Here is a 24,847-nt window from a genome sequence, read left to right as displayed (position 1 = left end):
TGCGGCGGGACACCGCCGCCTCGAACGCGTCCGGACCGTCTCCGCCGCGCCTCTCCTCCCCGTGGCAGGCCCGGTGGGGACGACATGGTCGTCCGGGACCGGTGTCTGTCGCATCATGGGCCGTGTGCGACTCGAAGCGATCACATGGGAACGCCTCGGTGACCTCCTCGCCGACCGCCTGCTCGACCTGAAGCCGGAGGACGGCAGCCCGTGGCCACGCATCGCCTTCGACGGCGCCCCGGCGGCCCGACCGGGCGACCTCGCCGAACGCGTCGCCGAGGCGCTGCGGATACGCGGACGCCCCTCCCGCGCCATCGACACCCAGGGCTTCCTGCGCCCGGCCTCCGTCCGCCTGGAGTACGGCCACCACGACGTCGAGGCCTACTACGACGGCTGGTTCGACACCGGCGCCCTGTGGCGCGAGGTGTTCGGCCCCCTCGAACCCGGCGGTGACGGACGGATCCTGCCCGACCTGTGGGACCCGGTCACCGACCGGGCCACCCGCAGTCCCTACGTCCCGCTCCCGCGGGGCGGTTTCCTGTTGCTCCACGGCCCCCTCCTGCTGCGCCACTGGTTCCCCTTCGACCTGACCGTCCACGTCCTCCTCTCCCCGCCCGCCCTGCACCGCCGCACCGCCGAGGCGGACCGGTGGACTCTGCCCGCCTTCGAGCGCTACGACCAGGAGACCGACCCGGTGGCCACGGCGGACGTCCTGGTCCGCGCGGACGACCCACGACGCCCGGCGTGGAGCGGGCACTCCGGGGACGGCCGCTGACCCGATGCCGTCACCCGCCGCTTCCGGCCGCCCGACACTTTTAAATGCACGTGCATGCAACTAGGCTGCCGTCATGACGTTCTCCTCCGGTACGCCCGTCTCCCTCGACGCCTCGGTCCGCCGCCTCCTCGACGGCAGGAACTTCGCGTCCGTGGCCACCCTCGGCCCCGACGGGGCTCCCCAGAACTCGGTGGTCTGGATCAAACGCGAGGGCGACACCGTCCTGTTCTCCTCCACCGACGGACGGCAGAAGGTGCGCAACCTCCGCCGTGACCCCCGCGTCAGCCTCTCGGTGTTCGACCTCGCCGATCCCTACACGTCCGTGGAGATCCGCGGGACCGCCGAGATCCTCCCCGACGACGACAAGCGCCTGCCGCACGAGCTGTCGCACAAATACCTCGGCACCGACCCGCCGGCCGAGAAGGACGACGAGGCGCGCCTGATCATCCGCGTCGTCCCGCGGAAGATCGTCGGCTTCTCGGTCTGAAGCGTTTTCGGCACCTCCCCTCCGCCACCCGGCCCTCCTCCCCGACCGGCCCACTGCCGCCCGGTTCTCCCGCCGGCGGGTCCCTGCCGCCCGCCGTCTCCCGCCGGACGTGCGATCGACGGAGGGCCCGGAGAGAATGGGACGCCGGAACACGAGAGTGCAGGGCGCCGGGACGGCGGCGCACCCCCGCGTCACGCCGGCCGCCCCGCACCGGGAGGCACGCCATGACCACCGCCGGACAGATCATGCACCGGGGCGCCCAGTGGATCCCCGCCCACGAGACCCTCGACCGCGCCGCCCAGTTGATGCGCGACCTCGACGTCGGAGCCCTCCCCGTCAGCGACGAGAACGAGCGGCTCTGCGGCATCCTCACCGACCGCGACATCGTCGTCGGCTGTGTGGCCATGGGGCACGACCCCGCCGAGGTCACCGCCGGTCAGATGGCCAAGGGGACCCCGCGCTGGGTCGACGCCGACGCCGACGTCGGCGAGGTCCTCCAGGAGATGCAGGGACACCGGATCAAGCGGCTGCCGGTGATCGAGAACAAGCGCCTGGTGGGCATGATCAGTGAGGCCGATCTCGCCCGGCACCTGACCGACGAGCAGATGGCCTCCTGGACCGAGAGCGTCTACGCCAGGACCGGCACCGCCCCCTCTTGACCCGGCCGTCGCGAGCCGCCCCCTCAGAGCCAGCCGTTGCGGCGGAAGCCGCGGTACAGCGCCAGACAGGCGGCGGTTATCAGTCCGACGGCCATGCCGTAGCCGTACTTCCAGTGCAGCTCCGGCATGCGGTCGAAGTTCATGCCGTAGACCCCGCAGATCATGGTCGGTACGGCCACGATCGCGGCCCAGGCGGTGATCTTCCGCATGTCCTCGTTCTGCGCGACGGTGACCTGGGCGAGGTGCGCCTGGAGGATCGAGTTGAGCAGTTCGTCGAAGGCGGCGATCTGTTCGGTGGCGCGCAACAGGTGGTCGGAGACGTCCCGGAAGTAGGCCTGTATCTCGGGATCGACCACCCGCATCGGCCGGGCCGCCAGATCCTGGAGCGGCCGGCTCAGCGGCACCACCGCCCGCTTCAGCTCCAGCAGTTCCCGCTTGAGCTGGTAGATCCGCCCGGGGTCGGCCCGCGCCCCGTTCTCCGCGAAGACGTCCGTCTCGACCTGGTCGATGTCCATCTGTGCGGCGTCGATGACGTTGAGGTATTCGTCGACCACGTGGTCCGCGAGGGCGTGCAGCACCGCCGACGGCCCCTTGGCGAGCTGACCGGGGTCGGACTCCAGCCCTTCGCGCAGCGGGCCCAGCGAGCCGTGCCGCCCGTGGCGCACGGTGATGACGAAGTCCTGGCCGACGAACACCATGATCTCGCCGGTGTCGACCACCTCGCTCGTCGCCGTGAGCTGTTCGTGCTCGACGTAGCAGACCGTCTTGAACACCGCGAACAGCGTCTCGCCGTACCGCTCCACCTTCGGGCGCTGATGGGCCTCGACCGCGTCCTCGACCGCCAGCGGATGGAGGTCGAAGAGGTCGGCGATGCCCGCGAACTCCGCGTTCGTCGGCTCGTGCAGGCCGAGCCAGACGAATCCTTGCCCGCTCTTGCGCACCCGCTCCACGGTGTCGACCAGGTCGCCCTCGGCCGGGACGCGCGCGCCCTCGCGGTAGGTCACGCAGTTCACCACCGAGGAACCCAGCGGTGACCGCGCGGGATGGCTCAGATCGACCCGGGCCCGCCGCCGGGCCAGACGCGCCACCCTGCGCAGGCCGCCCACCCCGCCCAGGCCAGTGACCTTCCGCAGATTCCCCGCCATGGTCATCCCGACCTCCTTCTCGGATACCCCTGCGTGATCCCACGCCGTGGCGCGCCAGTCTGCCAGGCCGGCGCAGACTCCGGGCAAGCCTGGGGAAAAGGGACGTTCCGCTTGGTTCCCGCCTGTGGACGACCTGAAGTGGGTCTGCCCCGCGGACGGCTTCCCATCCGCTTCCCACCTCGCCGGGACCGTCTCCGGCCCTCGTCCCCCGCCGCGTCGCCCACCCCGTCCGACCGGGACGGCTGGGGTGATCGCGGCATGACGCGAGCCGACCGCCACTCCCTCCTCACCTCAGGCGGCTCCACCTTCTTGATCGGGTTGATCGAGCCATTTGTAGGGTCGGATCGCCCAGGGGTGCTGGGTGTGGCTGTCAGGCGGCTGCCGTCTTGTGGTTTCCCCTGCTTCGCCGCCCAGTGCCCCACGACGACTCGGCCGCCGATCAGGAAGCATGGACCTGGCGACGGCCCCGATGATCCAGGCCCGGGGGAGGAAGGGACAGGCGCCGACGGCAGGCGTGGTCACCGTCGCCGGCAGCGGTCCGCCGGGACCCGCCCCGCGACCGACGGCGCCTGACGTCGACGGCGCCTGACGTCGACGGCGCCTGACGTCGACGGCGTCTGACGGTCGACGGCGCCGCCGGGTCCCGACCCTCGTCGCACGCGGCGGCTCCGTACCCTCACCCGGCGCGCGCCGGATCCACCGCTCCGGTGCGCCGTCCCGGTCTGCCGCCCACCCGCTCCACCGCCAGCGCGCCCGCTCCGCACCCCTCGGCCGCGGCCTTCGCGGGCTCCGCGCCCCCGAGCAGGGCGGCGAGGAACGCGCCGGTGAAGGCGTCGCCCGCGCCCGTCGTGTCGCGCGGTGTCGCCGGGACGGCGCGCACACGGGCGACGACGGCGCCGCCCCGGGCCACCAGGGCTCCGTCGGCCCCCTGCTTGGCCACCACCAGCGGCACGCGACGGCTGAGTTCGGCGGCCGCGTCCGCCCCGTCGGCCGATCCGGTCAGCAGACAGGCCTCGTCCCGGCTGGGCAGCAGCACGTCCACGCCCCGCACCAGGGCCAGGAACCGGTCGGCGCCCAGTTCCGCCAGGAAACCCGCCGACGCCGGGTCCAGGCTCACCGGCACCCCCCGCGCGCGTGCCGACGCCAGCGCCGTCCGCACCAGCGCCCGTCCCGACGCGGAGAACAGCAGATAGCCCGACAGGTGCAGCTGGGCGACCCCGTCGAGCAGCACGTCCGACCAGTCGTCCGGTTCGAGCCGCAGGGAGGCACCGCTGTCGGTGAGGAACGTCCGCTCCGCCGCGGCCCCGGTGTCGACCAGGCAGACCACCGTCCCCGTCGGTGCCTCGGGATCGACGACGAGCAGGGGCCGTACCCCGCAGGCGACCAGCTCGCGTTCGTGCCAGGCCGCCGACTCCGCCCCCACCCGGCCGAGCAGCCGTACGTCCGCACAGCCCCGGTGCGCCGCCCAGCACGCCACGTTGGCGCCCGCGCCGCCCGGCAGCGTCCGGACCACCGCGGCCGTGTCCGTCCCCGGGGCCAGCGGCCCCCGGTGGCGCGCGACGACGTCCGTGACGACGTCCCCGACCACCAGCAGCGCCCCGCCCCCTCGCCGGCCGGACGCGGGGACGGCAACCGGTCCCGGCCCGCCGGAGCCGCGGTCCGCCCCGTCAGGAGCCGGCCCCGGGTCCTCGGAGCGGCGATCCGCCCCGCCCGGACCGCCGGTCACGCCCCGGCCCACGCCGAGGCGATCCGCCCCGCCAGCCGTACGTTGCCGCGCACCGCGGCCAGGTTGGCGCTCAGAGAGGCGCCGTCGGTGTGACGGACCAGGTGATCGAGCAGGAACGGCGTGACGGCCTGGCCCGTGACCCCTTCCGCCGCACACGCCTCCAGCGCCTCGGCGAGCACACGCGCGTGCAGCGCGGGATCCAACTGCTCCTCCTCCGGCACCGGGTTCGCGACGACCAGCGCCGACTCGGGCAGCCCGAGGTCGACCTGAGCCCGCATCACGTCCGCCACCTGAGCGGGACTCCCCAGCGTCCAGTCCACCGGATGTCCCGAGTCCGACAGGTAGAAGCCGGGAAAGCGGTCGGTGCCGTACCCGGCGACGGCGACCCCCAGCGTCTCCAGCCGCTGAAGCGTCGCCGGCACGTCCAGGATGGACTTCACCCCCGCGCACACCACCGTGATCCGGGTGCGCGCCAGCAGGCCCAGATCGGCCGACTCGTCCTGGGTGACCGCCCATTCCCGGTGCACCCCGCCGAGTCCACCCGTCGCGAACACCCGTACCCCGGCCAGCGCCGCGAGCAGCGCGGTCGCCGACACCGTGGTCGCCCCGCTCGCCCCCGAGGCCACCGCGAGCGGCAGGTCACGGTGGCTCAGCTTGCGGATGCCGTCCTCGCTCGCGACCCGCTCCACCTGCTCCTCGTCGAGGCCGACGTGGGGCCGCCCGTCCAGCACGGCGATCGTCGCCGGTACGGCGCCCTCCGCCCGCACCAGCGCCTCCAGCTCCCGCGCCACCTGAAGGTTGCGCGGGCGCGGCAGCCCGTGCGCGATGATCGTGGACTCCAGAGCCACCACCGGGCGACGCGCGTCGACCGCCTCCCGCACCTCTTCCGACACCACCAGCACCACGTGCCCGCCTCCTGTCCGTCGGTCCCCCCTCATCCCTGGCGGGCGGCGCGCCCGGCCAAACCCTTGCGGCCTGTGGGGGACGACACCAGCCTGGAGGGCATGACCGACAACCCGACCCGCCTCGACCACGTCGTCCTGTGGGTGCGCGACCCGATCGCCGCGGCCCGCTTCTACGAGGACGTCGTCGGCCTGGCACCCGTCCGGCTCGCCGCGTTCGCCGCGGGTGAGGAGCCCTTCCCCTCCGTCCGGGTCGACGACGGGAGCCTCCTCGACCTGATGCCGCTGACCATGGTGAAGCGCATGACGATGCTCCCCGGGGCGGCCGACAGCGCCGGACACCCCGTGAACCACGTCTGCCTCGCCCTGTCCCGCACCGCCTTCGACGCCCTCCGCACCCGCCTGGCCGAGCACGACGTCCCCGTCTCGGACGTCTCGCACGGCTCCTTCGGAGCCCGGGGAGAGGCCACGCGCAGCCTCTACTTCCGCGACCCCGACGGCAACGTCGTCGAGATCCGGCACTACGACTGACGCGGGCGCCGCCACGCTCGGGCGGGACGGCCCCGTCCCGGAGCGGCCGTCCCGCCCGAACCGCTCCGCCTGCTCCGTCCCGCCCCGGGCCCGCTCAGAACAGCGGCTCGGGCAGGACCCCCTCCAGGGCGAGCAGCCTGCGCTTGGCCTCCAGGCCGCCGCCGAAACCGCCGATCCCGCCGTCCCTCTCCACCACCCGGTGGCAGGGCACCACGACCGGCAGCGGATTGGCGCCCATCGCCGTCCCCACCGCCTGCGCCGCGCCGGGCTGGCCCACGCGTCCGGCGAGATCGCCGTAGCCGACGACCGCGCCGTAGGGGACGCCGCAGGCCAGCTCGCGCAGGACCTGCCGGTGGAAGCCGGAGATCAGCGACCAGTCCAGGGGAAGTTCGAAGTCGCGCCGCTCCCCGGCGAAGTAGGCGTCGACCTGGCGTATCGCCTCGGACAGCAGCGGTGACCCGGGCGACTCGACCGGCTCCGCGCCCAGCCGGTCCGCGAGGCGGCGCAGCGCTTTCCCGCGCACCGGCTCATCGGCGTGGAACACGACGTTGACCAGGCCCTCGCGTGTCGCGGCCAGCAGCAGCGGACCGATGACGGTGTCGACGACGGTCCACACGACCTGCTGCTCGTCCTGCCCGTGGCTGTCCATGCGCCCACCGTACGACCTGCCACCGACAACACGGTGCCCGCCGACGAGCGCGGTGCCCCGACCGGGCGCGGGGTCAGCCCCCGTGCAGGGCGCGCGCCACCACGTCCGGCTTGTCGGTGATGACGCCGTCGACGCCGTACCGCGCCACCCTTCGGGCCGCCGCGGCGTCGTCGACGGTCCAGACGAAGATCCTCAACGGGCTGCCGTGCGGTCCCCCGACCGCGTGCACGGCGGAGACGTACTCCGCGGAGAGGGCCACGTACGAGGGATTGATCAGGTCGGCGAAGGCCGCGCAGCCGGGCAGGTCCCGCACCGCCGGCCTGCCCAGCAGGCCGGTCGTCACCGACGGCGCCAGGCCGTGGACGGCCCGCAGGCTGCCGGCGTCGAAGCTCTGCACGACCAGCCGGTCGAGATGCTCCCGGTCCAGCCACCCCTCGCCGGCGAGCACCTCGAGGGTGTCCTGTTCGATCCCCGGGTACAGCGCGGGGTTCTTCAGCTCCAGCAGCAGTTTCTGGCCGTGACGCTCGACACGGCGGACGTACTCCCGGAGCGTCGGCACGCGCGCGCCCGCGTACGCGGGGCCGAACCAGCCGCCGGCGTCGAGCCGGGCGACCTCGGCCGCGGTGAAGTCCCGCACCTTCCACGGGGCCCGCCCGGGAAAGACCTCCTCGACGTCGGTGGTCCGCTCGAGGCTGTCGTCGTGGATCACCACCAGTTCACCGTCCTCGGTGCGCTGGACGTCGTTCTCCACCCAGCGGGCGCCCAGGCGGGCGGCCGCGTCGACGGCCGCCAGCGTGTTCTCGGGAGCCCGGGCGGAAGCACCCCTGTGGGCGATCACCGCGGGCCGTCCGACGATCCCCGCCCGGGCGTCGTGGACCGGGAGCAGGAGGGCGACGAAACCCACCAGCGCGGTGGCCGCCGCGGCGACCGTGCGTGCGTGCATGCGTACTCCTCGCATCGGAAGGTCACGTACGGCACCACTGTGACAGCGGAGAGTGGACCACGAGTGTGTGTGAGCGCGCGCGTGAGGGCCGGAGGACGAAAATTGACGGCCGGGGACGCACACCGGTGCCGCACATTGCGGCAAGGCCGTGTTTCTTTGCCGGAAAATCGTTCGACCGTTCAGGCGGCAGTCATACTGCTCTGCGTCAACCCTGATCGCTCGCGCGGTCCTGGGTACACGGCGCGCTCCACGCATTCCAGCAACAGGGGAAGGGCAACCGCGCATGCACGGCACGGTCGACGGATTCAGCTACGGGATCGTCACACCGCTGGTGGCCTACCTCATGGCCTGCCTCGGCGGTGCCCTCGGCCTGCGCTGCACGACCAGAGCCGTGCTCGTCGCCCACTCCTGGCGCCCCGGATGGCTCGCCCTCGGCGCGGCCGCGATCGGCTCCGGCATCTGGACCATGCACTTCGTCGCCATGACGGGCTTCACGGTCGCCGGCGCCCCGATCCACTACGACAGGCCGATGACCTACGCCAGCCTCGGTGTCGCCGTGGTCATGGTGGGCGTCGGGGTCTTCATCGTCGGCTACCGGGGCGCGGCCGGTACCGCCCTGTTCACCGGAGGCACCATCACGGGCCTCGGGATCGCCTCGATGCACTACCTGGGCATGGCCGGCATGCGGTTCGACGGCAAGTTCGAGTACAACACCCTCACCGTGGGTGTCTCCGTGGCCATCGCGATGGCCGCCGCCACCGCCGCGCTGTGGGCCGCCGGCCAGGTCAGGGGCTTTCTGTGGAGCGTGGGCGCGAGCCTCGTCATGGGCCTCGCCGTGACCGGCATGCACTACACGGGCATGGCCGCCCTCAGCGTCCATCTGCACGCCACGGGATCACCGTCCGCGGGCGACCCGCCCGCCGACCTCCTCGCGCCGATGCTGATCGGCCCGCTCGCCTTCCTCTGCCTCGCCGGCGTGGTGGTGCTCTTCGACCCCCTCATGATGACGGGCAGGCCCGACCGGACCCCCGCCGCGCACCGGCCCGGTGTCCCGGCCCACCCGCACCCCGTCCCCCGGGCCCGCCGCAGGACGGCCCCCCGCGAGCGCCGGACCCCGCAGAACCGCTGACCGGACCGCATTGTCGGTGGCGGGCCGTACGGTGGATGACATGCGGCCCGTTTCCAGCATCGAACGCACGGTGGCGCCTTTCGAGGTCGTCAGCTCCTACCAGCCCAGCGGTGACCAGCCGGCGGCCATCGCCGAGCTGGCCAAGCGCGTCGAGGCCGGTGAGAAGGACGTTGTCCTCCTGGGCGCGACCGGCACCGGCAAGTCCGCGACCACCGCGTGGATGATCGAGAAGCTCCAGCGCCCCACGCTCGTGATGGCGCCGAACAAGACGCTGGCCGCCCAGCTGGCCAACGAGTTCCGCGAGCTGCTGCCGAACAACGCGGTGGAATACTTCGTCTCGTACTACGACTACTACCAGCCCGAGGCGTACGTCCCGCAGTCGGACACCTACATCGAGAAGGACTCCTCGATCAACGAGGAGGTCGAGCGGCTGCGCCACTCCGCGACCAACTCGCTGCTCACCCGCCGGGACGTCGTCGTGGTCGCCTCGGTCTCCTGCATCTACGGCCTCGGCACCCCCCAGGAGTACGTGGACCGCATGGTCCCCCTGAAGGTCGGCGCCGAGATCGACCGCGACCAGCTGCTGCGCCGCTTCGTCGACATCCAGTACACACGCAACGACACGGCCTTCACCCGCGGCACCTTCCGGGTCCGCGGCGACACCATCGAGATCTTCCCGGTCTACGAGGAGCTGGCCGTCCGCATCGAGATGTTCGGCGACGAGATCGAGGCCCTGTCGACCCTCCATCCGCTCACCGGCGAGATCATCAGCGACGACGAGCAGCTGTACGTCTTCCCCGCCACGCACTACGTGGCCGGCCCCGAGCGCCTGGAGCGCGCCGTCAACGACATCGAGAAGGAGCTGGGCGAGCGCCTCGCCGAACTCGAGAAGCAGGGCAAGCTCCTCGAGGCCCAGCGCCTGCGCATGCGCACCACGTACGACATCGAGATGCTCCGCCAGATCGGCAGCTGCTCGGGCGTGGAGAACTACTCGATGCACTTCGACGGGCGCCTGCCGGGCTCCCCGCCGAACACCCTGCTCGACTACTTCCCCGACGACTTCCTCCTCGTCATCGACGAGTCCCACGTCACCGTCCCGCAGATCGGCGCCATGTACGAGGGCGACGCCTCCCGCAAGCGCACCCTCGTCGACCACGGCTTCCGGCTCCCCTCCGCCCTCGACAACCGCCCGCTGAAGTGGGAGGAGTTCCAGGAGCGCGTCGGGCAGACCGTCTACCTGTCGGCGACGCCCGGCAAGTACGAACTCTCGCGCGGGGACGGCGTCGTCGAGCAGATCATCCGCCCCACCGGCCTCATCGACCCCGAGATCGTCGTCAAGCCCACCGAGGGCCAGATCGACGACCTGGTGCACGAGATCCGCACACGCGTCGAGAAGGACGAGCGGGTCCTGGTCACCACCCTCACCAAGAAGATGGCCGAGGACCTCACCGACTACTTCCTCGAGCTGGGCATCCAGGTCCGCTACCTGCACAGCGACGTCGACACTCTGCGCCGCATCGAGCTGCTGCGCGAACTGCGGTCCGGCGAGTTCGACGTGCTGGTCGGCATCAACCTCCTGCGGGAGGGCCTCGACCTGCCCGAGGTGTCTTTGGTGGCGATCCTCGACGCCGACAAGGAGGGCTTCCTGCGCTCCGGCACCTCGCTGATCCAGACCATCGGCCGCGCCGCGCGCAACGTCTCCGGCCAGGTCCACATGTACGCCGACAAGGTCACCCCGGGCATGGAGCGGGCCATCGAGGAGACCAACCGCCGCCGGGAGAAGCAGATCGCCTACAACACGGCGCACGGGATCGACCCGCAGCCGCTGCGCAAGAAGATCAACGACATCGTCGCGCAGATCGCGCGCGAGGAGGTCGACACCGAGCAGCTGCTGGGCTCCGGCTACCGCGCGAAGAAGGACGGCGGCGGCACCAAGGCGCCGGTGCCCTCCCTCGGCGGCAAGGCGGCCAAGGGCGCGAAGTCCGCCGGGTCCGCGAAGGGCAGGGCCAAGGAGACGGTCCCCACCGACCGCCCCGCCGCCGAACTCGCCGACCAGATCGAGGAGATGACGACGCGGATGCGGGCGGCCGCCGCGGATCTCCAGTTCGAGGTCGCGGCCCGGCTGCGCGACGAGGTCTCCGAGATGAAGAAGGAACTGCGCCAGATGAAGGAGGCGGGCATCGCCTGAGATACCGCGCGAGGCCCGACCGCCGTACGCGCCGTGTTGCAAGAACGACACAAAGTGCGGTCCCGGGTACGGCACTGTCAGTGCCCTTGCGTAGGGTTTTCGTCAACCGCGGGGACCGCGGCAACAGGGGACAGTCAGAGAGGAATCAGCGCGTGACCGTCAACATGACCAAGGGTCAGGCCATCAGTCTGCAGAAGACCGACGGAGGCAGCCTGACCGCGGTGCGCATGGGTCTCGGCTGGCAGGCTGCCCCCCGGCGCGGCCTGTTCGGCTCCCGCACCCGGGAGATCGACCTCGACGCCTCCGCGGTCCTCTTCGCGGACAAGCAGCCGGTCGACGTCGTCTTCTTCCGCCACCTGGTGAGCGACGACGGCTCGGTCCGGCACACCGGCGACAACCTCGTCGGCGGCGTCGGCCAGGGCGGCGACGACGAGGCGATCCTCGTCGACCTCTCGCGCGTCCCGGTCCACATCGACCAGATCGTCTTCACGGTGAACTCCTTCACCGGCCAGACCTTCCAGGAGGTGCAGAACGCGTTCTGCCGCCTGGTCGACGAGACCAACGGCCAGGAGCTGGCGCGCTACACGCTCGCGGGCGGCGGCGCCTACACCGCGCAGGTCATGGCCAAGGTGCACCGGGTGGGCGCGGGCTGGAACATGACCGCCCTCGGCACCCCGGCCAACGGCCGCACCTTCCAGGACCTGATGCCGGCCATCCTGCCCGTGCTGTAACCGGCCCGGGCGGCACACGACGACACGACACGCGACGCAGGGGGACAAGAGGCGATGACGGCCGAGCTGGTGCGGGGCCAGAACCACCCGCTCTCGGAGGTCCGCCTCGAGATCCGGGTCTCGGCCGGTGCCCCGGTCGTGGCGGCGGCCACGCTCTGCGACGAGAGCGGCAGGATCCACGGCGTGGAGTGGGTCGCCCACCCGGGCGCACCCACTCTTCCCGGTCTCGAGGTCTCCCGGCAGGCGGCCGCCGACCACCGCCTCGCGGTGGACCTGGACGCCGTCGCGGAGAGCGTGCACCGCGTCAGTGTGCTGCTGGCCCTGCCCGCCGGGGTGGGCGGACCGGCCGCCTTCGGCTCCCTCGCCGCCCCCTCCGTCGCCGTCACCGGCCTCGACGGCTCCGAGGTGGCCCGCTTCACCCTCACCGGTCTCGGCCCCGAGTCGGCCGTCGTCGCCCTGGAGCTGTACCGGCGCCAGGGTGCCTGGAAGGTCCGGGCGGTCGGCCAGGGGTACGCGGGCGGCCTCGCCGCGCTCCTCGCCGACCAGGGCCTGGCACCGGCCCAGGAGCTCGCGTCCGGCATCAACGAGGCCGTGGCCCGGGGTCTGGCCCGTTCGGTGCCGGCCCCACCGCCGCGCACGGCCGACGCCGACGACCGCTCCCGGCAGGCGACCGCCTCCGCCCTCGGCCCCGACCAGGGCGGATCCCCCTACGGCGGGCAGAGCACCCAGGGTGCGGCCGGCCCGTACCCGGGTCCCCAGCCGTCGCAGGGCGCGGCGGATGCGGTGGCGGGGCACCCGGCGGGGCCCGCGGACCCCGCGGCCACCACCCGGCCGGGCACCCCCTCGGCGTCCGGCACCGGCGGGCCCGTCGACTACAGCCACCCGCGGCGGCGGACCACCGCCCCGCCGCCCCCGCCCGCCGCGCCCCCGGCCGAGCCCGGCAGGCCCGCGCGGCCGGTCGCCGGCGACGCCACCGGCTGGTCCATGGAGGAGCGGCTCTACAACCAGGTCTGGGGCATGTTCGAGGACCTCGCCCGCACCACGGCCGCCTACCGCAGCGCCGTCGACTTCGCCGACACGCGCAGGGAGCGGGAACTCGACGAGGTCCTCTCCGACCCGCGCAGCCGGATCGGCGGCCAGGGCGACGCCGCCCGCGAGACCGCCCGTGCCAAGCACGCCCAGCTCGTCGACCAGGCCCGGCAGGTGCTGGACCGCGATCTCGCCCAGCTCGTGGCCGAGGCCGAGGTCGTCGAGCCGGCGCTGCCGCCGGCCTTCGCGCGCTGGGACAATCCCGTCTGGCACGCCTATCGCGTCCCGATGGAGATGCCCATGGCGCTGCGCCTGGGCGACCTGCACCTTCCCGAGAGCGACCGGCTGCGCGTCCCCATGCTCATCCGCCTCCCGCTGGAGCGAGGTCTGTGGATCGACAGCGGGCGGACGGGCTCGCCCGACGGCTCGTTCCCCGACTCCCACGAGCTGCGCCGGCTCGCGCTGGACTCGGCCGTAGCGCACACGGCCCGGCTGCTGGCGGTCCACCCGGCCGACGAGCTCACCGTGCACGTCGTCGACCCGGACGGTTCGGGCGCGCCGGCACTCGCCCCGCTGGTGCGCAGCGGGGTCCTGGCGGCACCGCCGGCGGTGGGATCGGCCGGGGTGACGGAGGTCCTCACCCGCCTCACCCAGCACGTCGACCTGGTGCAGATGGCGGTGCGCGGGGGTGCGGCCGACTCGCTCCCGCCCGGTTTCGACACCGCCCAGCAACTCCTGGTGGTCAACGGCTTCCCCTACGGCTTCGACGACCGCGCCGTGACCCGGCTCCGCTACCTCGCGGACGAGGGCCCGTCCGTCGGCGTCCATCTGATGATGGTCGCCGACCGCGAGGACGCCGCCGGTTACGGTCCGTTGCTGGATCCGCTGTGGCGCGGGCTGATGCGGCTGACGCCGGTGCCCGACGACCACCTCGCCGATCCCTGGGTCGGCCACGCCTGGACGTACGAGCCGGCCCTCGTGCCGTCCGGCAGCCAGGTCCTCCAGCAGGTCCTGGCACAGGTCGCCGCGGCCCGCCGGACATGGCGGGGCTGACCCCTTCCCCCGCTTCACCGGGCGACCGTAAAGCGCCCTGACCAGCGGACTTGGTCTTTGTTTTACCGATCCCTTTACCTTTCCTTGGGGATTGGGTACTGTTTTTCGTACGGAGGGGAGTACTCCCTACCAGCTGCGACGTACCCGTCAATACGGATCAGGACCGATCCCGGGGCGTCGGCCCGTGCGGCCCCGTGCGCATGCTGTGCGCCGGGACCCGGGGTGGAAGAGACCTCCGGCAGCGCGACGACGCTGATCACCTGCCGTTACGTACTGCCGGAGGCGCAGTGGATGTTTCCGTGACCCTATGGGTCCTGACCATCGTGGGCCTGAGTGCCCTCATCGCGATCGACTTCTTCATCGGCCGCAAGCCGCATGACGTGTCGATCAAGGAAGCCGGTATCTGGACCGTCGTCTGGATCGCCCTGGCCGCCCTGTTCGGGCTCGGGCTGCTCCTCTTCGGAGGGGGACAGCCCGCCGGAGAGTTCTTCGCGGGCTTCATCACCGAGAAGTCGCTCAGCGTCGACAACCTCTTCGTCTTCGTCCTGATCATGGCGAAGTTCGCCGTCCCCTCGCAGTACCAGCAGCGGGTCCTGCTCGTCGGCGTCCTCATCGCCCTGGTCCTGCGGGCGATCTTCATCGCCGCGGGTGCCGCGATCCTCGCCAGCTTCGCCTGGGTGTTCTACCTCTTCGGCGCCTTCCTGATCTGGACGGCCTGGAAGCTCATCCAGGAGGCCAGGGCGGACGAGGAGGACGAGGAGTTCGAGGAGAACAAGCTCCTCAAGGCCGCCGAGCGCAGGTTCGGCGTCGCCGACCGCTACCACGGCACCAAGCTGTGGATCGAGCAGAACGGCAAGCGGGTCATGACCCCGATGCTGGTCGTGATGCTCGCGATCGGCACCACCGACGTGCTGTTCGCCCTCGACTCGATCCCCGCGATCTTCGGCCTGACGCAGGACCCGTACATCGTGTTCACCGCCAACGCGTTCGCGCTGATGGGTCTGAGGCAGCTGTACTTCCTCATCGGCGGCCTGCTGAGGAAGCTCGTCCACCTCAGCTACGGCCTGTCGATCATCCTCGGCTTCATCGGCGTCAAGCTGGTGCTGCACGCGCTGCACGAGTCCGGGGTCCACGTCCCCGAGATCAGCATCCCGGTCTCGCTCGGCGTCATCTGCTCCGTCCTGATCGTCACCACGATCACCAGCCTGCGGGCCTCCAGGAAGCAGGCGGCGGCCGAGGAGACGCGGACCGGGGACGAAGGCGCCCCGAAGGACAGCGTCGACGTCTGACACCGGACGGCGCGGGAACCATCTCCGGGAGCGGTGCGCGGCGATTCGCCGGGCGCCGCTCCCGGCTGTTCCCGGCCCTCCGGACGGAATGCGGAGCCCGTACCGCTCTGCGACGATCGCTGCATGACCGCTCGGCTCAGGTCGCTCACGACCCGCTGGACATCCCTCGTGCCGGCGCTCGCCGTCGTCCTGCTGGCCCTGACCTGGGGCCGAGACCTCGCCCCCGCGGTCGTCGCCCTGGTCACGGTCGTCCTCGCCGGAGCGGTCCTGGCGGCCGTGCACCACGCCGAGGTCGTCGCGCACCGCGTCGGCGAACCGTTCGGCTCCCTGGTCCTCGCGGTCGCCGTGACGATCATCGAGGTCGCGCTCATCGTCACGCTGATGGCGGACGGCGGCGACAAGAGCTCCACCCTCGCGAGGGACACGGTCTTCGCGGCCGTGATGATCACCTGCAACGGCATCGTCGGCCTGTGCCTCCTCGTGGCCTCCCTGCGCCACGGCACGGCGGTCTTCAACCCCGAGGGCACCGGAGCGGCCCTGGCGACCGTCGCCACGCTGGCCACCCTCAGCCTGGTCCTGCCGACCTTCACCACCAGCAAGCCGGGCCCGGAGTTCTCCACCGTCCAGCTCACCTTCGCCGCCCTGTCCTCGCTGATCCTGTACGGCCTGTTCGTGGCGACCCAGACCGTCCGGCACCGCGACTACTTCCTCCCGGTCACCCGGCAGGGCGACACGATCACCGGGGACGACCACGCCACCGCGCCCTCGTCCCGGACCGCGCTGATCAGCCTGAGCCTGCTCGGCCTGGCCCTCGTCGGCGTGGTCGGACTGGCCAAAGGGGTCTCGCCCACGATCGAGGACGGCGTGGAGGCCGCCGGGCTCCACCACGCCGTCGTCGGTGTGATCATCGCGCTGCTCGTGCTGCTCCCCGAGACCATCGCCGCACTGCGCTCCGCCCGCCGCGACCGGGTGCAGACCAGCCTCAACCTCGCACTCGGCTCCGCGATGGCCAGCATCGGCCTGACGATCCCCGCGGTCGCCCTGGCCTCGCTCTGGCTCTCCGGCCCGCTCGTCCTCGGCCTCGGCCCCACCCACATGGTGCTGCTCGCACTGACCGTCGTCGTCAGCTCCCTGACGGTCGTTCCGGGAAGGGCGACCCCGCTGCAGGGCGGTGTGCACCTGGTGCTGTTCGCGGCGTACCTGGAGCTGGCGGTCAATCCCTAGGCTCTTCCGTCCGAGCGGGTACCGGCAGGGTCCCCGGCAGCAGGGGAGGCGGCCGAGGCCGAGCAGGGAGATGTCCGTCAGATGCACGCCCACCCCCGGGGAACGCGCTCCGCGTGCTTCTGCTGTGCGAACGCCGTGGCCGCGAGGGGCGTGAGCGCGCCGCCGAGCACTCCGCCGAGGTGATGGCCGGCCGGGCTCGGCGGCAGGACCGGAGGGAACCTCCACGGCGCGGCGGCGGCACAGCCGACGGGGCTCAGCGGCCGTACGGGGCTCAGTACGTGACGGTGATGCGGCGTGCGGGCCCGTCGACGCGGATCGTCCCCCCGTAGGGGAGGACGAGCTGCGGGTCCGTGTGGCCGAAGTCCACGTCGAAGACGGCGAGGGTGGCGGGCGCATACGTCTCCAGTGCGCTCAGGACCGCTTCGCGCTGCTCCACGGCGTAGCGGGCGGCCTCCGCGGGACCGTTGGGGCGCTCGAAGGACCACGTCTTGGCGCGGCCCATCAGGAGCGCGGAGAACCGCTGGAGGAGGCCGCGCTCGCCCATGCCGCGCAGGATCCGGAAGACCTCCGTGGCGCCGGGGAGTTCCTCGGAGGTCTCCAGGAACAGCACGCCGCCGTCGTAGACCGACAGGTCGTGGGAGATCTCGCGGTCGGCCATCAGGAGCCAGGAGAGGATCTCCAGGTTGCCGCCCCAGCCACGGCCCTCGACGACGCGGTCGGCATTGCGCCAGATCCAGCCGGTGCCCGGCCGGGTCTCCGGCTCCGACGCGAAGGTCGCCGGGTCGGCCCAGTCGCCTTCGACGTCGTTCCAGCGCTCGGCCGGCCGCAGCTCGTAGGCGCCCGAGGTGAACAGGGCCGCCCGCAGGGAGTCCGCGGTCAGCGGGTCCATGGCCACCGGCCGCCCGAGCTGCACCATCACGCTCGCGCCGTGATAGCCGACGATCCCGGTGCTGTACAGGAAGGCGAGCAGGTTGGTGTTGTCGCTCGTGCCGAAGAACGGCTTCGGGTTGGCCCGGATCAACTCACGGTCCAGCAGCGGCAGCACGGTGATCTGGTCGTCACCGCCGATCGACGCGATGACCGCCTTGATGCCGGGGTCGGCGAAAGCGGCGTGGATGTCGTCGGCCCGCGCCCGAGGCGTGGCGCCCATCGTGCGGGTCGTCGGGTACTCGACCGGTTCGAGGCCGAACTCCTCGCGCAGCCGTTCCAGGCCCAGTTCGTGGGGGACCGGGAAGAGACCGGGCAGGCCGGCGGCCGGCGAGAGGACGGCCACGCGGTCACCGGGGGAGGGCTTGGGAGGGTACGAGGGGGTGGTCATACCGGTGAGACTAGGCTTCCCGCCCCGCTGTTTCACCGTGATAAACCAGGTCCGAACGGCGGTCCGACGGCCCGCCCCACGCCGAACGGACCGGAGGAACCGTGCCCCGCACCCTGGCCAACGCCCCCCTCATGATTCTCAACGGCCCCAACCTGAACCTCCTGGGGCAGCGCCAGCCGGAGATCTACGGCTCCGACACGCTCGCCGACGTCGAGGCGCTGTGCGCGAAGGCCGCGGCGGCGCACGGCGGCACGGTGGACTTCCGGCAGTCCAACCACGAGGGCGAGCTGGTGGACTGGATCCACGAGGCGCGGCGCGACCACTGCGGCGTCGTGATCAACCCCGGCGCCTACTCGCACACGTCGATCGCGATCCTCGACGCGCTCAACGCCTGTGACGGACTGCCGGTGCTGGAGGTCCACATCTCCAACATCCACCGGCGGGAGTCCTTCCGGCACCACTCGTACGTCTCGCTGCGCGCCGACGGCGTCATCGCGGGCTGCGGGGTGCAGGGCTACGTGTTCGCCGTGGAGCGCGTCGCGGCGCTGGCGGGGGGCGGGGCGGGCGAGCACGTGAGCCGCGGTCTCGCGTGAGCACCGGCTTCCCGGCAGGCGCCCCTCACCGGCGTCCGACCTCCACGGGGACAAGGCGCCGTACGAGTCGATCGCGTCCGTCGTCCACCGTCGACGGGTGGCAAGTTGCGTGACCCATATGGGGCATTAGTGTGGAAATTGGTCCCCCGCACTCTATGTACCCAAGGGGTAGTCATGACCGCTAGGCACGGGAAACGCTCCGTCATCGCCTGCTCGGTCCTCATCCTCGGCCTCGCGCCGGTGGGCGTGCAGCAGGCTTCAGCGGCCGCACCGGCCGAGGCCCACGCCAGTGCGCCTGCGGCCGTCAACAGCCCGCGCGACTACCGGCAGGGCTTCAGGGACGGGTTCCGGGACGGCTATCAGGATGCCAGGGACGACTGTCGACTGAACTCGAGGCTGCGGAGCCTCAGCAGCAACGACTACACCCGTGGTTACGCCGACGGCTACAGTTCGGGTTTCGCCCGGGCCGAGCGGCGGTACTGCTGAATCCCGCAGGTTCGGTGAGCCATCTGTCGTAGCGTCAGGGAGGTCGTTCTCCGGGGCACTTCGGAGCCTTCGGAGGCGGCCTCCCCGTCTCGTCCCGTCTCGTCTCCGCCTCGGGGCGGGAGATGGCGTGCGGCGCGTCCGGCGCCGGTCGTTCCGCACGGATCGACGGATCACCAGCCGCGGGAGCGCCACTCTCCCAAGTGCGGCCTCTCGGCCCCGAGCGTCGTGTCGTTCCCGTGGCCCGGATAGATCCACGTCTCGTCCGGCAGGGAGCCGAAGATCTTCTCTTCCAGGCCGTCCATCAGGCTCGTGAAGTCCGCCGTGCTCGTCGTCCTTCCGGGACCCCCCGGGAAGAGGCAGTCGCCGGTGAACACGTGCGGATGCCCGTGCGGGTCGTCGTACACCAGGGCGATCGAGCCCGGTGTGTGTCCGACGAGATGGCGCGCGGTGAGGCGCACCTCGCCCACCCGGACGACGTCGCCGTCGTCGAGCGGGACGTCGGTCGGCACCGGGATGCCCTCGGCGTCCTCCCGGCCGGCGTACGTACGCGCGCGCGTGGCCACGACGACCTCGGCGAGCGCCTGCCAGTGGTCTCCGTGACGGTGCGTGGTGACGACGGAGGCGATGCCGTCGTCACCGATCGTGCCGAGCAGCGTCCGGGCGTCGTCGGCCGCGTCGATCAGCAGCTGCTCGTCCGTGGCCCGGCAACGCAGCAGATAGGCGTTGTTGTCCATCGGACCGACCGCGACCTTGGTGATCATCAGGTCCTTCAGCTCGTGCACGTCCGCCGGGCCGCCGACCCGCACCTCTCCGCTGTACGTCATGACCGCCAGCCTATAGCGGGGGGAGGGCCGGGAGCGGTCCGCCGTCGACCGTCAGCGCGGAGCCGTCACGGCGTCCCGAGAGCCAGCCGAGCAGGTCCGCGGCGGGGCCCCGGACGCCGACGGGCCCGCCGGGCGCGCCGCCGCCCGTGGTCCAGGTCCCGCCCTCGTCGCTGCGCAAGCCCGTCGACGGTACGTCCGCGTGGCCGCCGAAGCGGTCCGCGAGGAAGTCGATCTCCCGCGCGACGAACTCCTCCGGCAGGTCCTCCAGCTCGTAGCCGATCCCGAGGTCCACGTGGTGCAGCTCCACCTCGGCCCAGCGCCGGAAGGGCACCCGCGCCGCCGAGTCGGTGACGCCGTTGCGCAGCTCGACCGTGCGCGACCAGTCCGCGGGGACGGCGGCGGCCTCCTGGAAGCGGTCGGCGCTCTCCCGGACGTCCGCGAGCTGGACGTCCGGGGGGCGCGGTGCGTCCCGCTCGATGTCGGCGTCCCGCACGGCGGCGTCGACGTACATGGGGCGGCCCTGGAGGACGTTCACCAGGGCGTCGGCGTTGCGGGCCAGGTGGGCGAGGACGTGGCCGCGGCTCCAGCCGGGCAGGCGTGAGGGCTGCGTCACGGACACGTCGTCCAGTGCGGCGACCGCGGTGAGCAGCCGTTCGGTCGCGTCACGTACAGACGCCAGGTCATGAGCGTGATCAATCATGGTGCTGACCTTAGCTTCGTCACTCCTTCGGGTGAAGGAAATCGGCAGCCGCCCTTAAATCGAATACACGTGCTATAAGGTCGTGGGCGGCGTCGGGCATGCTGGAGTGCAGGGGATTGTTGTCAACCCGTGAATCCGACCGGCGTTGTCAGTGGCTCCCCCTAGTCTGAGAAGGACGGGGGCCCCGCCCCTGTCACTTCTCTCAAGAAAGGTGCGGACCGGCGTGGCCGACCGTCTCATCGTCCGTGGCGCGCGCGAGCACAACCTCAAGAATGTCTCGCTCGACCTGCCGCGCGACTCGCTCATCGTCTTCACGGGCCTGTCGGGGTCGGGCAAGTCCTCGCTGGCCTTCGACACGATCTTCGCCGAGGGGCAGCGGCGCTACGTCGAGTCCCTCTCCTCCTACGCCCGGCAGTTCCTCGGGCAGATGGACAAGCCGGACGTCGACTTCATCGAGGGCCTCTCCCCGGCCGTCTCGATCGACCAGAAGTCGACCTCGCGCAACCCGCGCTCCACGGTCGGCACCATCACCGAGGTCTACGACTACCTGCGCCTGCTCTTCGCGCGCATCGGCAAGCCGCACTGTCCCGAGTGCGGCCGCCCCATCTCGCGCCAGTCGCCGCAGGCCATCGTCGACAAGGTGCTGGAGCTGCCCGAGGGCAGCCGCTTCCAGGTGCTGTCGCCGCTGGTCCGCGAGCGCAAGGGCGAGTTCGTCGACCTGTTCGCCGACCTCCAGACCAAGGGCTACAGCCGCGCGCGGGTGGACGGCGAGACCGTCCAGCTCTCCCACCCGCCCACGCTGAAGAAGCAGGAGAAGCACACCATCGAGGTGGTCATCGACCGCCTCACGGTGAAGGAGTCCGCCAAGCGCCGCCTCACCGACTCCGTCGAGACCGCCCTCGGCCTGTCCGGCGGCATGGTCGTGCTGGACTTCGTCGACCTGCCCGAGGACGACCCCGAGCGCGAGCGCATGTACTCCGAGCACCTGTACTGCGCGTACGACGACCTGTCCTTCGAGGAGCTGGAGCCCCGCTCCTTCTCCTTCAACTCGCCCTTCGGCGCCTGCCCCGACTGCTCCGGCATCGGCACGCGCATGGAGGTCGACCCCGAGCTGATCGTCCCCGACGAGGACAAGTCCCTCGACGAGGGCGCCATCCACCCCTGGTCCCACGGGCACACCAAGGAATACTTCGGCCGCCTGATCGGCGCCCTCGCGGACGCCCTGGGATTCCGCACCGACATCCCCTTCGCGGGTCTGCCGCAGCGCGCCAGGAAGGCCCTCCTCCAGGGCCACAAGACGCAGATCGAGGTCCGTTACCGCAACCGGTACGGCCGCGAGCGCGTGTACACGACGCCGTTCGAGGGCGCCGTCCCGTTCGTCAAGCGCCGGCACACCGAGGCCGAGAGCGACGCCAGCCGCGAGCGCTTCGAGGGCTACATGCGCGAGGTGCCCTGCCCCACCTGCGAGGGCACCCGCCTCAAGCCGATCGTCCTCGCGGTCACGGTCATGGGGAAGTCCATCGCCGAGGTCGCCGCCATGTCGATCAGCGACTGCGCGGACTTCCTGGGCGAGCTGAAGCTCGACGCGCGCGACAAGAAGATCGCCGAGCGCGTCCTGAAGGAGGTCAACGAGCGCCTGCGGTTCCTGGTCGACGTCGGCCTGGACTACCTCTCGCTCAACCGCGCCGCCGGCACGCTCTCCGGCGGCGAGGCCCAGCGCATCCGCCTGGCCACCCAGATCGGCTCCGGTCTCGTCGGCGTGCTGTACGTCCTCGACGAGCCCTCCATCGGCCTGCACCAGCGCGACAACCACCGCCTGATCGAGACCCTCGTCCGGCTGCGCGACATGGGCAACACGCTCATCGTCGTCGAGCACGACGAGGACACCATCAAGGTCGCCGACTGGATCGTCGACATCGGCCCCGGCGCGGGCGAGCACGGCGGCAAGGTGGTGCACAGCGGCTCCCTGAAGGAGCTGCTCGCCAACGACGCGTCGCAGACCGGGCAGTACCTGTCCGGCAAGAAGGCCATCCCGCTGCCCGACCTCCGGCGTCCGCGCGACCCGTCCCGGCAGCTCACGGTGCGCGGGGCCCGCGAGAACAACCTGCGGGACATCGACGTCTCCTTCCCGCTCGGCGTCTTCACCGCGGTCACGGGCGTCTCCGGCTCCGGCAAGTCGACCCTGGTCAACGACATCCTGTACACGCACCTGGCCCGCGAACTGAACGGCGCGAGGAACGTGCCGGGGCGCCACACGCGCGTGGACGGCGACGACCTCGTCGACAAGGTCGTCCACGTCGACCAGTCGCCCATCGGCCGCACCCCGCGGTCCAACCCGGCGACCTACACCGGCGTCTTCGACCACGTCCGCAAGCTGTTCGCCGAGACCACCGAGGCCAAGGTCCGCGGTTACCTGCCCGGCCGCTTCTCCTTCAACGTCAAGGGCGGCCGCTGCGAGAACTGCGCGGGCGACGGCACGATCAAGATCGAGATGAACTTCCTCCCGGACGTCTACGTCCCGTGCGAGGTCTGCCACGGCGCCCGCTACAACCGGGAGACCCTCGAGGTCCACTACAAGGGCAAGTCCATCGCCGACGTCCTGAACATGCCGATCGAGGAGGCGACCGGGTTCTTCGAGGCCGTCCCCGCGATCGCCCGCCACCTCAACACCCTCAAGGACGTCGGCCTCGGCTACGTCCGGCTCGGCCAGTCCGCGACCACCCTGTCCGGCGGTGAGGCACAGCGCGTCAAGCTCGCCAGCGAGCTCCAGCGCCGCTCCACCGGCCGCACGGTCTACGTCCTGGACGAACCGACCACGGGCCTGCACTTCGAGGACATCAGCAAGCTCCTGAAGGTCCTCTCCGGCCTCGTGGAGAAGGGCAACACGGTCATCGTCATCGAGCACAACCTCGATGTGATCAAGACCGCCGACTGGGTCGTCGACATGGGGCCCGAGGGTGGCGCGGGCGGTGGCGTCGTCGTCGCCGAGGGCACGCCGGAGGAGGTCGCCGGGGTCCCGGCCAGCCACACCGGCAAGTTCCTGCGCGAGGTCCTCGGCGACCGCGTCAGCGACGCGCAGGCGGTCAAGGCCCCGCGCGGGACGGCGAAGAAAACGGTCGCGGCCAAGGCGGCGCCGAGGAAGACGGCGACCGCGAGGGCCGCCGTCGCCGGCACCGCGAAGAAGGCCACGGCCACGACCACGAAGAAGACGACGGCCGCGAAGAAGGCGACGAAGAAGTAGAAGGAACGGCGGCGCCCCGTGGGGAGTTCCCCACGGGGCGCCGCCGTCTCACAGCTCGCCGAGTTCCGAGGCGTACGGCGGTTCCGCGCCCGCCCGCGAGCAGGTGACCGCCGCCGCGCGGGCCGCGAAGCGCAGCAGCCGTTCCCAGCCGTCCCGGCCCAGGTCCGCGAGAGCCTGCGGGGAGAGGGCGTCCTGGACCGAAAGGGCGTGCAGCAGAGCCGCGTTCACGGTGTCGCCGGCGCCGATGGTGTCCACGACGTCGACCTTCTCGCCGGGCACCGGGTACACGGAGCCGTCCCGGGTGAAGGCGGTCAGCCCGTCGCCGCCGTGCGTGATCACGACGGCGGAGGGCCCGGCGGCCAGCCAGTCGCGCGGGGTGCCGCCCAGCCAGAGGGCGTCCTCCTCGGAGAGCTTGAGCAGGGACACCGAGGGCAGCCAGCTCCTGAAGCGCGCCCGGTAGGCGTCGGCGTCGGGGATCAGACCGGGCCGGACGTTCGGGTCCAGGGCGGTGAAGAGGCCCCGGGCCGCCGCCGTGCGCATCAGCTCCTCGTACGCGCTCGCGCCCGGCTCCAGCACCAGCGAACAGGTGCCGAAGGACACCGCGCGGCTGCCGGCGGGCAGACCCGCGGGAGCGGTGAACAGCCGGTCCGCGGTGCCCTCGACGTGGAACGAGTAGGCGGCCGAGCCGTTCCCGTCGAGCGTGGCCACCGCGAGGGTGGTCGGCTCCGCGCCCCGCTGCACCGCCGACACGTCCACCCCCGCGTCGCGCAGCCCCTCGAGGAGCGCCTCGCCGAAGGCGTCGTAGGAGACGCGGGAGCAGAACGCGGTCGCGGAGCCGAGGCGGCCCAGCGCCACGGCCGTGTTGTACGGGCCGCCGCCGAGGGCCGGCTGCAGAGCCGCGAGGGCGCCAGTGCCCTGCGGTACCAGGTCGATCAGGGCCTCACCGGCGACGACGATCACGGGGCGGTTCCTCTCCGGTGGCTCGCCGAGCACACCGCTCGGGCTGTCGGGGGCCAAGGGTCCCACGAAGCCCGGGGGTTCGGACACGGTTCCCCGTACGGTGAACGACGGACAGCTCCTCCCGCGCGGCGGACGGCGGACGTACACGCCGACGCAAGCGTTCCCGCGCCGCGCCCCGCCCCGCCCCGCGAGGCCGCGCGCTCCGCCCCGGCCACCGCCACCCTTCCCCGTGCGCCCCGTGACGACCGCTTCGGCGCAACCCGTG

Annotated in this window: 22 protein-coding genes; 13 read left to right on the top strand and 9 right to left on the bottom strand. The window is 71.9% G+C overall.

The window, feature by feature from the left end:
* Positions 1-115: 115 nt before the first annotated feature.
* The 3 genes from ACZ5FU_RS23695 to ACZ5FU_RS23685 all read left to right on the top strand — a co-directional run bounded on the left by ACZ5FU_RS23695 (position 116) and on the right by ACZ5FU_RS23685 (position 1,921).
* Positions 116-775: a nucleoside/nucleotide kinase family protein gene (locus ACZ5FU_RS23695; RefSeq protein WP_451528893.1), complete on the top strand. Its 660-nt coding sequence runs from the start codon at positions 116-118 to the stop codon at positions 773-775.
* Positions 776-848: 73 nt separating this feature from the next.
* A complete protein-coding gene (locus tag ACZ5FU_RS23690; RefSeq protein ID WP_451528894.1) occupies positions 849-1,262 on the top strand; it encodes a PPOX class F420-dependent oxidoreductase in 414 nt (137 codons plus the stop codon).
* 224 nt (positions 1,263-1,486) lie between these two features.
* The gene (locus ACZ5FU_RS23685) at positions 1,487-1,921 is read left to right on the top strand and encodes a CBS domain-containing protein (RefSeq protein WP_451528895.1); all 435 of its coding nucleotides are present in this window, start codon (positions 1,487-1,489) and stop codon (positions 1,919-1,921) included.
* Between the two features lie 23 nt (positions 1,922-1,944).
* Here ACZ5FU_RS23685 and ACZ5FU_RS23680 read toward each other — a convergent pair whose 3' ends face one another.
* The 3 genes from ACZ5FU_RS23680 to ACZ5FU_RS23670 all read right to left on the bottom strand — a co-directional run bounded on the left by ACZ5FU_RS23680 (position 1,945) and on the right by ACZ5FU_RS23670 (position 5,694).
* Complete coding sequence (locus tag ACZ5FU_RS23680) at positions 1,945-3,072, bottom strand: magnesium and cobalt transport protein CorA (protein WP_451777153.1); 1,128 nt, start codon at positions 3,070-3,072, stop codon at positions 1,945-1,947.
* A gap of 670 nt (positions 3,073-3,742) precedes the next feature.
* Positions 3,743-4,654, bottom strand: coding sequence for a carbohydrate kinase family protein (locus ACZ5FU_RS23675; RefSeq protein ID WP_468838707.1), 912 nt, complete (start codon positions 4,652-4,654; stop codon positions 3,743-3,745).
* A 134-nt stretch (positions 4,655-4,788) separates the two neighbouring features.
* Positions 4,789-5,694, bottom strand: coding sequence for a pseudouridine-5'-phosphate glycosidase (locus ACZ5FU_RS23670; RefSeq protein WP_468838777.1), 906 nt, complete (start codon positions 5,692-5,694; stop codon positions 4,789-4,791).
* Between the two features lie 102 nt (positions 5,695-5,796).
* Between ACZ5FU_RS23670 and ACZ5FU_RS23665 the strand changes: the two genes are divergently transcribed.
* On the top strand, positions 5,797-6,225 hold the full coding sequence (locus ACZ5FU_RS23665) for a VOC family protein (protein ID WP_451528899.1): 429 nt from the start codon (positions 5,797-5,799) through the stop codon (positions 6,223-6,225).
* Between the two features lie 94 nt (positions 6,226-6,319).
* Here ACZ5FU_RS23665 and ACZ5FU_RS23660 read toward each other — a convergent pair whose 3' ends face one another.
* Together ACZ5FU_RS23660 and ACZ5FU_RS23655 are read right to left on the bottom strand one after the other, a co-directional pair.
* A complete protein-coding gene (locus tag ACZ5FU_RS23660) occupies positions 6,320-6,874 on the bottom strand; it encodes a methylated-DNA--[protein]-cysteine S-methyltransferase (RefSeq protein WP_451777148.1) in 555 nt (184 codons plus the stop codon).
* Positions 6,875-6,947: 73 nt separating this feature from the next.
* Entirely contained in the window at positions 6,948-7,817 is an 870-nt protein-coding gene (locus ACZ5FU_RS23655) for a glycerophosphodiester phosphodiesterase (RefSeq protein WP_468838703.1), read from the bottom strand.
* Between the two features lie 283 nt (positions 7,818-8,100).
* Between ACZ5FU_RS23655 and ACZ5FU_RS23650 the strand changes: the two genes are divergently transcribed.
* The 6 genes from ACZ5FU_RS23650 to ACZ5FU_RS23625 all read left to right on the top strand — a co-directional run bounded on the left by ACZ5FU_RS23650 (position 8,101) and on the right by ACZ5FU_RS23625 (position 16,460).
* Complete coding sequence (locus tag ACZ5FU_RS23650) at positions 8,101-8,946, top strand: MHYT domain-containing protein (RefSeq protein ID WP_451528902.1); 846 nt, start codon at positions 8,101-8,103, stop codon at positions 8,944-8,946.
* Between the two features lie 40 nt (positions 8,947-8,986).
* Entirely contained in the window at positions 8,987-11,134 is a 2,148-nt protein-coding gene (gene uvrB, locus ACZ5FU_RS23645) for an excinuclease ABC subunit UvrB (RefSeq protein WP_451528903.1), read from the top strand.
* A 152-nt stretch (positions 11,135-11,286) separates the two neighbouring features.
* Positions 11,287-11,865, top strand: a complete 579-nt coding sequence (locus tag ACZ5FU_RS23640) for a TerD family protein (protein WP_451528904.1) — start codon at positions 11,287-11,289, stop codon at positions 11,863-11,865.
* A 54-nt stretch (positions 11,866-11,919) separates the two neighbouring features.
* On the top strand, positions 11,920-13,947 hold the full coding sequence (locus tag ACZ5FU_RS23635) for a TerD family protein (RefSeq protein ID WP_451777142.1): 2,028 nt from the start codon (positions 11,920-11,922) through the stop codon (positions 13,945-13,947).
* Between the two features lie 287 nt (positions 13,948-14,234).
* The gene (locus tag ACZ5FU_RS23630; RefSeq protein ID WP_451528906.1) at positions 14,235-15,236 is read left to right on the top strand and encodes a TerC/Alx family metal homeostasis membrane protein; all 1,002 of its coding nucleotides are present in this window, start codon (positions 14,235-14,237) and stop codon (positions 15,234-15,236) included.
* 123 nt (positions 15,237-15,359) lie between these two features.
* Positions 15,360-16,460, top strand: coding sequence for a calcium:cation antiporter (locus ACZ5FU_RS23625; protein WP_451528907.1), 1,101 nt, complete (start codon positions 15,360-15,362; stop codon positions 16,458-16,460).
* Positions 16,461-16,731: 271 nt separating this feature from the next.
* Here ACZ5FU_RS23625 and ACZ5FU_RS23620 read toward each other — a convergent pair whose 3' ends face one another.
* On the bottom strand, positions 16,732-17,778 hold the full coding sequence (locus ACZ5FU_RS23620) for a S66 family peptidase (protein ID WP_451528908.1): 1,047 nt from the start codon (positions 17,776-17,778) through the stop codon (positions 16,732-16,734).
* 101 nt (positions 17,779-17,879) lie between these two features.
* Here ACZ5FU_RS23620 and aroQ point away from each other — a divergent pair, with 101 nt between their 5' ends.
* Both aroQ and ACZ5FU_RS23610 read left to right on the top strand, forming a co-directional pair.
* On the top strand, positions 17,880-18,371 hold the full coding sequence (gene aroQ / locus ACZ5FU_RS23615; RefSeq protein ID WP_451528909.1) for a type II 3-dehydroquinate dehydratase: 492 nt from the start codon (positions 17,880-17,882) through the stop codon (positions 18,369-18,371).
* Between the two features lie 174 nt (positions 18,372-18,545).
* The gene (locus ACZ5FU_RS23610; RefSeq protein WP_451528910.1) at positions 18,546-18,857 is read left to right on the top strand and encodes a hypothetical protein; all 312 of its coding nucleotides are present in this window, start codon (positions 18,546-18,548) and stop codon (positions 18,855-18,857) included.
* 170 nt (positions 18,858-19,027) lie between these two features.
* Here the strand turns inward: ACZ5FU_RS23610 and ACZ5FU_RS23605 are convergent, their stop codons facing one another.
* A complete protein-coding gene (locus tag ACZ5FU_RS23605; protein WP_451528911.1) occupies positions 19,028-19,681 on the bottom strand; it encodes an MBL fold metallo-hydrolase in 654 nt (217 codons plus the stop codon).
* A gap of 10 nt (positions 19,682-19,691) precedes the next feature.
* Positions 19,692-20,381, bottom strand: coding sequence for a maleylpyruvate isomerase family mycothiol-dependent enzyme (locus tag ACZ5FU_RS23600; protein WP_468645985.1), 690 nt, complete (start codon positions 20,379-20,381; stop codon positions 19,692-19,694).
* Positions 20,382-20,604: 223 nt separating this feature from the next.
* Between ACZ5FU_RS23600 and uvrA the strand changes: the two genes are divergently transcribed.
* On the top strand, positions 20,605-23,622 hold the full coding sequence (gene uvrA / locus ACZ5FU_RS23595) for an excinuclease ABC subunit UvrA (protein WP_468645987.1): 3,018 nt from the start codon (positions 20,605-20,607) through the stop codon (positions 23,620-23,622).
* Positions 23,623-23,670: 48 nt separating this feature from the next.
* Here uvrA and ACZ5FU_RS23590 read toward each other — a convergent pair whose 3' ends face one another.
* Complete coding sequence (locus ACZ5FU_RS23590) at positions 23,671-24,582, bottom strand: carbohydrate kinase family protein (protein WP_468838699.1); 912 nt, start codon at positions 24,580-24,582, stop codon at positions 23,671-23,673.
* Positions 24,583-24,847 lie beyond the last annotated feature (265 nt).

Source organism: Streptomyces sp. NPDC031554, from assembly GCF_055580685.1.
The sequence above is the reverse complement of the archived record's forward strand: the minus strand, read 5'-3'. Positions and strand labels throughout refer to the sequence as shown.